Origin of the sequence: Streptomyces himastatinicus ATCC 53653 (genome assembly GCF_000158915.1) — a bacterium.
Taxonomy (GTDB): domain Bacteria; phylum Actinomycetota; class Actinomycetes; order Streptomycetales; family Streptomycetaceae; genus Streptomyces; species Streptomyces himastatinicus.
The window spans coordinates 8075691-8086497 of sequence record NZ_GG657754.1 but is presented as its reverse complement, the minus strand read 5'-3'; the positions used below and the strand labels follow the sequence as shown (position 1 = coordinate 8086497).

General features: G+C 71.5%; 12 protein-coding genes. 3 read left to right on the top strand and 9 right to left on the bottom strand.

Annotated features, from left to right (window positions below):
• From SSOG_RS34480 to SSOG_RS34450, 7 genes are all read right to left on the bottom strand, one after another.
• A partial coding sequence (locus SSOG_RS34480; protein ID WP_039942164.1) for a DUF6807 family protein occupies nt 1-354 on the bottom strand: 354 nt, incomplete at its 3' end.
• Between the two features lie 32 nt (nt 355-386).
• A complete protein-coding gene (locus tag SSOG_RS34475) occupies nt 387-1595 on the bottom strand; it encodes a Gfo/Idh/MocA family protein (RefSeq protein ID WP_009718897.1) in 1209 nt (402 codons plus the stop codon).
• Nucleotides 1596-1650: 55 nt separating this feature from the next.
• A complete protein-coding gene (locus tag SSOG_RS34470; RefSeq protein ID WP_009718896.1) occupies nt 1651-2559 on the bottom strand; it encodes a carbohydrate ABC transporter permease in 909 nt (302 codons plus the stop codon).
• Complete coding sequence (locus SSOG_RS34465) at nt 2556-3461, bottom strand: carbohydrate ABC transporter permease (RefSeq protein ID WP_009718895.1); 906 nt, start codon at nt 3459-3461, stop codon at nt 2556-2558. Before SSOG_RS34465 ends, SSOG_RS34470 begins: the two co-directional genes overlap by 4 nt.
• Before the next feature lie 120 nt (nt 3462-3581).
• Nucleotides 3582-5312 carry an L-arabinonate dehydratase gene (araD, locus tag SSOG_RS34460; protein ID WP_009718894.1) on the bottom strand — a complete coding sequence of 577 codons (1731 nt, stop codon included), beginning with the start codon at nt 5310-5312 and terminating at the stop codon, nt 3582-3584.
• Complete coding sequence (locus tag SSOG_RS34455) at nt 5309-6211, bottom strand: dihydrodipicolinate synthase family protein (RefSeq protein ID WP_009718893.1); 903 nt, start codon at nt 6209-6211, stop codon at nt 5309-5311. The genes araD and SSOG_RS34455 overlap by 4 nt, the downstream gene beginning before the upstream one ends.
• A gap of 11 nt (nt 6212-6222) precedes the next feature.
• On the bottom strand, nt 6223-6867 hold the full coding sequence (locus SSOG_RS34450) for a GntR family transcriptional regulator (protein ID WP_039939348.1): 645 nt from the start codon (nt 6865-6867) through the stop codon (nt 6223-6225).
• Between the two features lie 141 nt (nt 6868-7008).
• On the opposite strand from SSOG_RS34450, the gene SSOG_RS34445 reads away from it, so the two are divergent.
• A complete protein-coding gene (locus tag SSOG_RS34445; protein WP_039939346.1) occupies nt 7009-7542 on the top strand; it encodes a kinase in 534 nt (177 codons plus the stop codon).
• A 39-nt stretch (nt 7543-7581) separates the two neighbouring features.
• On the opposite strand, the gene SSOG_RS34440 is transcribed toward SSOG_RS34445, so the two are convergent.
• Nucleotides 7582-7902, bottom strand: coding sequence for a hypothetical protein (locus SSOG_RS34440; protein WP_050800050.1), 321 nt, complete (start codon nt 7900-7902; stop codon nt 7582-7584).
• A 109-nt stretch (nt 7903-8011) separates the two neighbouring features.
• A complete protein-coding gene (gene bla / locus SSOG_RS34435; RefSeq protein ID WP_039939345.1) occupies nt 8012-8923 on the bottom strand; it encodes a class A beta-lactamase in 912 nt (303 codons plus the stop codon).
• Between the two features lie 138 nt (nt 8924-9061).
• Between bla and SSOG_RS34430 the strand changes: the two genes are divergently transcribed.
• Together SSOG_RS34430 and SSOG_RS34425 are read left to right on the top strand one after the other, a co-directional pair.
• Entirely contained in the window at nt 9062-9970 is a 909-nt protein-coding gene (locus SSOG_RS34430; RefSeq protein ID WP_039939343.1) for a LysR family transcriptional regulator, read from the top strand.
• Nucleotides 9967-10807, top strand: an 841-nt coding sequence (locus tag SSOG_RS34425; RefSeq protein ID WP_039939341.1) for a serine hydrolase, incomplete at its 3' end; no start/stop codon positions are given. The genes SSOG_RS34430 and SSOG_RS34425, both read left to right, overlap by 4 nt.

Sequence of the window (10807 nt, the reverse complement as noted above, 5' to 3'; positions counted from 1 at the left end):
CAGCAGTTGCCGTCCGCCCCCGGTCCAGGACAGCTCCTCCACGAATCCGTCCGGGTCGCGCAGCAGCCAGCCCAGGTGGCGCTGGCTGCCGTAGGTGGTGGCGGGGCTCGGGCCGCCCCCGAAGTTCCGCCCCGAGACGTCCGGTACGGCCATGGACACGCCCAGCTGGGCGGCGGGATGGCCCCCGGTCCGCAGGTCGGTGACGGTGATGCCGCCGAGGGTCCGTACCGGGTGCAGATACGGGCGGGGGGCGAGCGTCCCGGCGAGCTGCGGCCGGTGGACGTACGTACCGACGGGCCGGTTCTCGTGGCGCAGCACGGTGCAGGGGGGCCGGTTGGTGAAGGCTGCGTTCATGGGTGCGTTCATGGGTGCGTTCATGGGTGCGTTCATGGGTGCGGGACCTCCGCGGGGGGTGCGGCCCAGGGGGCGCGCAGTTCGGAGTACAGAGCGAGGCGCTCGGCCCCGGCGGTGACCAGCTGGTCGATGCCGGAGACGACGCGCCGCTTCGCGCCCGCCGACGCACCCGCCGCACCGGGTTCGGTGCGCCAGGCGTCGGGGGGCAGCGGGACCGGTGCGGGGGCGGTGCGGACCGCCTCGACGACGCGCATGAACGCGCCGGTGCGGTCCGGTGGGACGAGGAGTTCGGTGCCGTCGCGCACGTGGGCCGCCAGGTCCTCCAGCAGGTCGGTGCGCGCGTAGTGGGTGGTCTCGGGGGGCGCTCCCGCGCGCTCGACCCGGACCCGGTCCTGCTTGTACCAGAAGGTGATGCGGCCCCGGTCGCCGTGGACGACGACGTACGGCTCGCCGGGCTCCTCCGCGCACAGGGTGACGGCGGCGGTGATCGTCGTACCCCAGCAGGTCCGGACGCGCAGGCAGGAGGTGTCGTCGGCCTCGATGTCGTTGGCCCGGTACAGCTCCAGTTCCAGGGCGGTGATGTCCTCGGCGCGGTCGGCGCCGTCGATGCGCAGGGCGGTGGCGACGGCGTGGGCGAGGGGGTTGGTGAGGACGCCGTCGATGACGTCGCGGCCGTCCAGGGTGCGGTGCCCGGCCCAGGGCGCGCGGGTGTAGTACGCCTCGTCGCGCGACCAGGCCCCGGCGGCGCCGATGCCCCGTACGGCCCCGATGGCGCCGTCGGCGATGAGCTTCCGGATGGCGGGCAGGGCGTGGGAGCCGAGGGACTGGAAGCCGATCTGGCAGGCGGCTTCGAGGTCCGCGAGCCCATCCCTGAGCCGGGTGAACTCGGCGTACGAGGGCGTGGGCGGCTTCTCCAGCAGCAGGTGCGCACCCTGCGCGGCGGCGGTGAGGGCGAGGTCGGCGTGGGTGTGGATCGGGGTGCAGATGACGGCGATCTGAGCGCCGGTACGGGCGATCAGCGCACCCAGGTCGCCGGACTGCTCGGGCCCGGCCCCGGGCTCGCCGAAGCCGAAGCCGTCGCCCAGCTCCTCGGCGTCGAGCGGCCGGAGTTCGCACACCCCGGCGAGCCGCACCAGCCCCTCCCCCGCCAGCCGCCGGATGTTCTCCAGGTGCCAGCGGCCGTGTCCCCGCGCGCCCGCGAGGACGACGGGTATGGGCGTGTATCCCTGCGTCGTGCGCATGGTCGGACCTCCTTGTCCGCGAAACAGTGGCCGGGTCGGTGGCCGGGTCGGTCGGTCAGCCCTTGACGGCGCCGGCGCTGAAGCCGGTGATCAGCCACTTCTGGATGAAGGCGAAGACGATGACGACCGGCACCGCCGCGATGACACCGCCCGCCGCCAGCGCCCCCAGGTCGACGCTGTCGGCGCCGATGAGGGTGTTGAGGCCGACCGGGATGGTCTGCATGTCCTGCGAGCTGAGGAACATCAGCGCGAACAGGAAGTGGTTCCAGCTGTGTACGAAGGCGAAGGAGCCGACCGCGATCAGGCCCGGCCGCAGCAGCGGCAGCACCACCGCGCCGAAGGCCCGCAGCCGTCCGCAGCCGTCGACCCAGGCCTGTTCCTCCAGGGAGACCGGCACGTTCTTGATGAAGCCGCTGATGAGGATGATGGACAGGGGCAGTTGGAAGACGGTCTCCGCGATGATCACGCTCCCCAGCGAGTTGATCATCTGGAGGTTCTTGAAGATCTCGAAGAGCGGTACCAGCATCAGCGCGCCCGGGATGAACTGCGACGCGAGCAGGGCCAGCATGAAGCCCTTCTTGATACGGAAGTCGAAGCGGGCGAGGGCGTAGCCACCCGCGAGCGCGACCACCGTCGTCATCAGCAGCGACGCGACGCCGACGATCATGCTGTTCTGGAAGAAGGTCCCGAAGGCGCGCTCGTTCCAGACCTTCGCGAAGTGCTCCCCGGTGACCGGCCACGGCACCAGCGAGGTGGAGCCCGCGGGGCGGAGCGCGAAGAGCAGCATCCAGTAGAAGGGGATCAGGGTGAACAGCAGGTACAGGCCCAGCGGCGCGTAGATCTGCCAGCGCGGTACGCCGTCGTCGACCGAGCGTCCGCGCCGCTTGCCGGAGGCGGCGGGCGGGACGGGGGCTGCGGGGGCGGTCTGGGCCCGGTGGCCCTGTTCCGCAGTTACGGCGGTCACTTGGTGTCGCCTCCGAACTTGCTCAGGCGCAGATAGAGGATCGAGCAGAAGAGGAGGATCACGAAGGCGACGGTGGTCAGCGCGGAGGCGTAGCCGAAGTCATGGCCGTTGATCCCGGTGTTGGCGACGTACAGCGGCAGCGTGGTGGTCTGCCCGGCCGGACCGCCGCCGGTGAGGGTGTAGAGCAGGTCGACGTTGTTGAACTCCCACACCCCGCGCAGCAGCGTCGACAGCACGATGGCGTCCTTCAGGTGCGGCAGCGTGATGTGGAAGAACTGCCGCGCCCGCCCGGCGCCGTCGACCGAGGCCGCCTCGTACAGGTCCCCCGGGATGGACTGGAGGTCGGCGAGGATGAGGATGGCGAAGAAGGGGACACCGCGCCAGAGTTCGGCGAGGACGGCGGCCCAGAAGACGGTGCCGGTGTCGGAGAGCACGGAGGTGCCGTACGTGCCGATCCCCGCGTCCGCGAGATAACGGCTGATGCCGGTCGACGGGTTGTACAGCAGCATCCAGATGGTGGTGGTCAGCACCCCGGAGACGGCCCAGGGCGAGAAGACCAGGGCGCGGGCGATGCCGCGGCCGATGAAGGTCTGGTTGACCAGCAGGGCGAGCGCGACGCCGAGGACGAGCTGGAGCAGCACCTCGGTGACGACCCATTTGCCGCTGAAGGCCAGCGCGTCCCAGAACTGCGGGTCGTCGGTGAAGATGCGGGTGAAGTTCTCGAAGCCCGCGTAGCCGTTCCGCCAGGGCTTGGTGACGTTGTAGTTCTGGAGGCTGTAGTAGAGGACGCTGAGCATCGGATAGGCGATGAAGCCCAGCATCAGCAGCCCGGCGGGGGCGATCAGCAGGTACGGGAGGCGGCGTGGTGTCGCTCCCGTACGTTTCGCCACGGCGTTGGCCATGACTGCTTCTCCGTTCTCAGGGGGAAGCGCTTACTGCAATGCATCACAGGCGAGGAAGCGCTTTCCGTACGACGTTCGAAATATCGTGCAAAAATTTTTCGGTGCTCGGAGGGCGCGGACTCAGCCCGCGTACGGTTCCGGCACCGCACCGTCCCTGGCCAGGAAGCCGAAGTCACAGCCGGTGTCGGCCTGGGTCATCTGCTCCTGGTAGAGCGCCCCGTAGCCGCGCTCGTAGCGGGGCGGCGGGGCCGTCCAGTCCGCCCGGCGCCGCTCCAGCTCGGCGTCGTCCACCTCCAGCCGCAGCACCCGCGCCGCCACGTCGAGCGTGATCAGGTCGCCGTCGCGGACGAGGGCGAGCGGTCCGCCGATGTACGACTCGGGCGCGATGTGCAGCGCGCAGGCGCCGTAACTGGTGCCGCTCATCCGGGCGTCGGAGATCCGCACCATGTCCCGCACCCCCTTCTTCAGCAGGTGGTCGGGGATGGGCAGCATCCCGTACTCGGGCATGCCGGGCCCGCCGAGCGGACCGGCGTTGCGCAGCACCAGCACGGTGTCCTCGGTGATGCCGAGGGCGGGGTCGTTGATGGTGGCCTGCATCGTCTTGTAGTCGTCGAAGACGACGGCGGGCCCGGTGTGCTCGAGCAGATGCTGATCGGCGGCGATGTGCTTGATGACCGCGCCGTCCGGGCACAGGTTGCCGCGCAGCACCGCCACCCCGCCCTCCTCGGCGAGGGGGGTCTCGCGCGGCCGGATGACGTCCGGGTTGTGCACGAGGGCGCCGTCGAGCTGTTCGCGCAGGGTGGCGTGGGCGACGGTGGGCCGGTCCAGATGCAGCCGGTCCGTCAGCCGGGAGAGGAACCCGGGCAGTCCGCCCGCGAAGTGGAAGTCCTCCATCAGATACCGGCCGCCGGGCCGCAGGTTGGCGAGGACGGGCACCGTACGGGCGATCCGGTCGAAGTCGTCCAGGGTGAGCCGCACCCCCGAGCGCCCGGCCATGGCGATCAGGTGGATGACCGCGTTGGTGGAGCCGCCGAGCGCGAGCACGGTGGTGACGGCGTCCTCGTACGCGTCCCGGGTGAGCAGCTCCGAGAGCCGCAGGTCCTGCCACACCAGCTCGACGATGCGCATCCCGGAGGCCGCGGCCATCCGTTCGTGCCCGGAGTCGACGGCCGGGATGGACGAGGCGCCCGGCAGGGTCACGCCCAGTGCCTCGGCGGCGGCCGTCAGCGTGGAGGCGGTGCCCATGGTCATGCAGTGGCCGGGCGAGCGGGCGATGCCGCGCTCCAGTTCGGCGATCTCGCAGTCGCCGATGAGCCCGGCCCGCTTGTCGTCCCAGTACTTCCACATGTCGGTGCCCGAGCCCAGCACCTCGTTGCGCCAGTGCCCCGGCAGCATCGGCCCCGCGGGCACGAAGACGGTCGGCAGATCGGCGGTGGCGGCGCCCATGAGCAGCGCCGGGGTGGACTTGTCGCAGCCGCCCATCAGCACGGCGCCGTCCACCGGGTACGAGCGGAGCAGCTCCTCGGTCTCCATGGACAGCAGATTCCGATACAGCATCGGAGTCGGCTTCTGGAAGGTCTCGGAGAGGGTGGAGACCGGGAATTCGAGGGGGAAGCCGCCCGCCTGCCAGACCCCGCGCTTGACCGCCTGGGCGCGGTCGCGCAGATGGACGTGGCAGGGGTTGATGTCGCTCCAGGTGTTGAGGATCGCGATGACGGGCTTGCCGAGGTGTTCCTCGGGCAGATAGCCGAGCTGGCGGGTGCGGGCCCGGTGGCTGAAGGTGCGTAACCCCTCGGTGCCGTACCACTGGTGGCTGCGCAGCTCCTCCGGTCTTCTGCGCGGGCGGCTCATAGCGCCCACCCCTGTATGAGCGCGGCGACCTCCGCGCGCTGCGGCTCCGGCAGCAGCCGGCTGGGCGGGCGGACGTCGCGGCGGCACAGCTCGAGCGCGGCCAGCGCCTCCTTCACCACGGTCACGTTGTTGGCCGACTGCCGGGCGGCCCGCAGATCCTCGAACGGCCGGATCTGCTCCCACACCTTCATCGCGGCCGCGTAGTCCCCGGCGCGCAGCGCGCCCAGCATGTCGAGCGACAGCTTCGGGGCGACGTTGACCAGGCCGGAGGTGAAGCCGGTGGCGCCGACAGCCCAGTACGAGGGCGCGTACAGCTCGGCGAGCCCGGCCACCCAGACGAACCGGTCGAGGCCCGCGTCCCGCGCGAAGGCCGCGAAGCGGGCCGCGTCGGGGACCGCGTACTTCACGCCGATCACGTTCGGGCACGCCTCGCCCAGGCCCGCCAGCGCCGCGCCCTCGATCATCGGGTTGCGCAGATACGGCACCACGCCCAGCTCCGGAACCGCCTCCGCGATCTCGCGGTGGTAGTCGACCCAGCCGTCCTGCGATACGTACGGGTGCACCGGCTGGTGCACCATCACCATCTGCGCCCCGGCCTCCCGGGCGTGCCGCGCGGCGTCCACCGCGGTCGCCACGTCCTGCCCGACGCCCACCAGCACGGCGGCCCGGCCGCCCGCCTCCTCGACGCTCAGCTCGGTGCACAGCCGGCGCTCCTCGAGGGTGAGGGCGTAGAACTCCCCCGTGTTGCCGTTGGGGGTGACGGCCCGTACGCCGCCGTCGAGAAGCCGGCGCAGCAGGGCGCGGTAGGTGGTCCGGTCGACGGCGCCCGTGGCGTCGTACGGGGTCACCGGGATCGCCACGACGTCCGCGAGCGCGGTTCTCAGCGGTGTGAAGTCCATGCGGACCCTTTCTAGTGTGCGTCCGGGTCGGGAAAGGCCCGCTGGACGAAGGAGGAGATGTGGTGGTGCAGCGCGCGGGCGGCGCCGTCGGCGTCCCCGTCGTGCGCGCGGGCCAGGATCTCCCGGTGCTCCCGCGCCTCCCGCTCCCACGACGGCACCGCCTGCCAGGCGACGGCGGACACCAGCGCCGCCTGGTCGCGCAGCTCGTCGAGCATCCGGGTCAGCAGCGGGTTGCCGCAGGGGAGGTAGAGCGAACGGTGGAAGTCTCGGTTGGCCAGCGACCGGTCCGCCGGATCGGCCGCCGCGTCCGACCGCTCCAGCGCGGCCCCCGCCGCCGCCAGGCTCGCCCGCGCGGTGACGGTCCGCCGCAGCGCCTCGGGCTCCAGCAGCAGCCGTACGTCGTATACGGCCCGGGCCATCGCGGTGTCGACGGTCCGGACGGTCGCGCCCTTGTACTCGCTCATCACGACCAGCCCACGGCCCGCGAGGGTCTTCAGCGCCTCCCGCACCGGCGTCTTCGACACCCCGAACTGCGCGGCCAGCTCGGTCTCCACAAGCGGCTGCCCCGGCCGCAGCCGTCCCGTCAGGATGGCGTGCTTGACCGCTTCCAGCACGTACTGAGTACGGGAGGGAATCGGGCTGGGGGCGATGTCCATGGGGGCTCTCAGATCTCACGTATCGCGTCTCATATATGACGTACGAAGTACGACGCGATGAAGTTAGGGCGGCTCCACGGATTCGTCAACGGTCCTGACGAAACTTCAACTTTCGGCGCCTGTAACGTCATCGGGGTGCTAATGGGCTCCCCGACGACGCGGCTGATCCTCCTCCGCGGCAACTCCGCCTCCGGCAAGTCCACCGTCGCCGCCGAGCTGCGCGCCCGCTACGGGCAGGGGCTCGCCCTGGTCGGCCAGGACATGGTGCGGCGGGATGTCCTGCGGGAGCGGGACGTCCCGGACGGCGCGAACATCGGCCTCATCGACACCGTCGCCCGCTACGCCCTCGACCACGGCTACCACGTGGTGGTCGAGGGCATCCTGTACGCGGCCCACTACGGCACGATGCTCGACGGCCTGCGCGACGACCACCGGGGCCGCACCCACGCGTACTACCTCGACGTGCCGTTCGCCGAGACGGTGCGCCGCCACGCCACGAAGCCGCAGGCGGCCGAGTACGGCGAGGCGGAGCTGCGCGACTGGTACCGCCCGCTGGACCTGCTGCCGGGCGGCGGCGAAACGGTGGTCCCGGCGACGAGCGGGCTCGACGAGACGGTGGAGCGGGTGCTGCGCGAATCCGGGCTGATACGACGAGATCCCCGCGAGCGCGGCTGAGACGCGCGCTGCGCGGGGACCCGCGGGTGCACCGGTCGTTCAGGGCCCCGGGTGGATGAAGCCCCACCAGCCGTCGGGGGCGGGCTGGCAGTATCCGCCGATCGACGGGGTGTGCTCGACGTTCTCCTTGACGCCCGCGTTGCACTCCGCCTCCGACGGGTACCACGACAGGCACCGGAACTGAGGCCCGACATCCGGCGGCGGTGCGTTGGGCGGGCAGGACTTCGGCGTGACGTCGGTCTGGGTCACCGCCGCCTGGGCCGGGCCCGACGCCGCCGTGGCGGTCGGGGCCGAGACGATCGCTCCGCCCAGCCCGGCCGCGAGCACCGCGGCGGTGGCGACGAGACGTTGGATGCGCATGTGTGCTCCCTCGCTCTCTGAGTCGGACGAAGTTCCGTCCGTCCGCACCACCCAGTGCACCGGGCGGGCGTGGTAGCCGCGTGGTACGCGCGTGGCGCCCCGGCCCGACCTACGACAGCGTGTCGGCGACCACGGAGGCCGCCTCCGCGATCAGCTTGTCGTCGTGTACGTCGTCCTTCTCGCCGCGGTTCGTCAGGACCGCCATGACGATGGGCGCGGCGTCCGGGCGCCACACCACGGCGATGTCGTTGCGGGCGCCGTAGAAGAAGCCGCTTCCGGTCTTGTCGCCGACCACCCAGCCCCCCGGCACCCCGGCCCTGATGAGGGCGTCCCCTGTGGTGTTGGTCTTCAGCCACGTCGCGAGCTGGGCGCGTTCGGGCTTGCGGAGGACGTCGCCGAGGGCGAAGGCGCGCAGATCCTTGGCGAGCGCACGCGGCGTGGTGGTGTCCCGCGTGTCGCCCGGCACCCACTTGCTCAGCTCGGGCTCGATGCGCTCCATCCGCGTGACATCGTCCCCGACCCTCCTGACCTCGCGTTCGAGCGCCTTGGGCCCGCCGATCGCGTCGAACAGCAGATTGGCCGCGGTGTTGTCGCTGTAGCGGACGGCGGCGTCGCACAGCTCGCGCAGGGTCATGCCGGTGTCGACGTGCTTCTCAGTGATGGGCGAGTTGTCGACCAGGTCGTCGCGGGAGTACGTGATCAGCTTGTTCATTCCGCTCAGGGAGTACTTGCGCAGCACGGCTCCGGCGGCGAGCGCCTTGAACGTGGAGTGGAAGCCGAAGCGCTCACCGTCCCGGTAGGCCACCTGGCGTCCGGTGCCGGTGTCGATGGCGTAGAGCCCGAGCCGTGCGTCGTACTCGCGCTCCAGGGCCTTCAGTTCGCCGGTGTACGGCTTGGCGTCCGCGATGGACGTCGCCGTGGCGGCGGGCGCGGAGTTGTCCTGGCCGCAGGCCACGAGCGGGACGAGAGCGAGCGCGGCGAGCGCACCGAGGGCGGTGCGGCGGGCACGGGTGTAGCGCATGGGTTCGACCTCCAAGAACCATCGCTGGCCGGTGAGTTGGGAACACCTTCGCCATCGGGCACTCATGCGGTCCAATACGCTCACGCGCCACTTCATGCGGATTCGGCATAATGCCGAGCTGGCATAGGGTTGCGAGCTGTGGATCTCGTGGGGGCATGCCGTGCGTTCGTCAGCGTGAGCGAGCACGGCAGTTTCACCGTCGGGGCGGCCGCCGCCCGGATGTCCCAGTCGGTGGCCAGCCGTCGCGTCGCCGCCCTGGAGGAACGCTTCGGTGAGCCGCTGTTCGAGCGCACGTCGCGGCGGGCCGTACTCACTCCGTTCGGCCGCGACATGCTGCCGACGGCCAGGCAGCTCGTCCAGGCGGCGGATGTGCTGCTGCACGAGGCCGAAGCGGTCAAGCGCAAGCCGTGGCGGCTCGCCGTGCCCGGCATCTGCACCACGGCCGGTCTCGCCCGGCTCGTCGCCGAGGCGCGGGGGCTCGGCGTCACCCTGGACCTCCGCGTCGCGGCACCGGCGCAGCGCCGGGAACTCCTCCACGCCGAGCAGGTACGGGCCGCCCTGCTCGCGGTGCCGCCGGACGACTCGGCGTGGCGCGTACCGCTCGGGCTCGCCGGTGCCGTGGATCCCGGCGTGAAGCGCGTCTACCTGGAGACGCTGCGCGTCGGACGCACCTCCTCCGGCCCGGCCCGGCGCGTCTGGATCCAACCGGAGGACGACGTACCGCACATCCGCGATCCGCTGACCCGGCTGCGCGACGCGGTCGGCCTGCGGCCCGCCCAACTCGTCGCCGCGACCGACCTGACCACGGCCGTGGCGGAGGTCTTCGGTACGCCCGACGTCCTGCTGTGCTCCCGCGCGCAGGCCACGGAACTCGGTCTGAACTGGCGGCCCGTCGGCGAACTGGCCCTCGGCCGGGGGTACGCCCTCGCCGCCGCGGAAGGCAGCCCCCAGCACATCGAAGCGCGCCTGGGCGGGGCCGTGGCCCGTTGCCTGGGCGCAGGAAGCGGCGGAAGCGCCGGAAGCGCCGGAACGGAATCTGGACGATGAACACCGAAGCCCTGCTCCACGACCTGCGGCAGCAGCTGCACGACGGCGGCCTCCGCGGCTGCTTTCTCGTACGGGACCTGCACACGGGGGACGAACTGGGCCTCGACCCCGACACCCAGCTCCCGTCGGCCTCCCTGGTCAAGGTCCCGCTCGCGCTGGCCACGGTGGAACGCATCCGTCGGGGCGAGCTGGACGGTGCGGCGATGCTCGACGTACCGCCCGGCCGGATCACGACGCCCGGCCCCACCGGGCTGAGCCGCTTCCGCCACCCGGCGCGGGTCGCGGTCGACGACCTGCTGTACCTGAGCACCTGCCTGAGCGACGGAACGGCCGCCGACGCGCTGTTCGGCCTCACCCCGCCTGCGCTGGTCGCCGATCTGCTCCACGAGTTCGGCCTGCGGGACATCACCGTCCGCCACACCATGGACGAGCTGTCCGACACCCCCGTGGAACGCTTCGACGCCGCCCAGGTCGATCTGGCCCACGCCCTCGCCATCGGCGCGGGTACGGGTGGCCGCGGGCACCGTGTGCCGCAGCTCGACACGACCCGCGCCAACACGGGCAGCGCGCGCTCGTACGTCGATCTGCTCCAGGCGCTGTGGACCCCGTCGAAGATCCACCCCGAGGTGGCGGAGCGGGTGCGGACGCTCATGGCCCACAACGTCCTCCGTCACCGCCTCACGCCGGACTTCAGCTCGGACGCCACGAAGTGGTCAAACAAGACCGGCACCCTGCTGAACCTCCGCCACGAGGTGGGCGTGGTCGAACACTCCTACGGCCAGTCCTTCGCCGTGGCTTCCCAGACGGATTCCGAGGTCCCGGCCGCGCTCCAGCCGG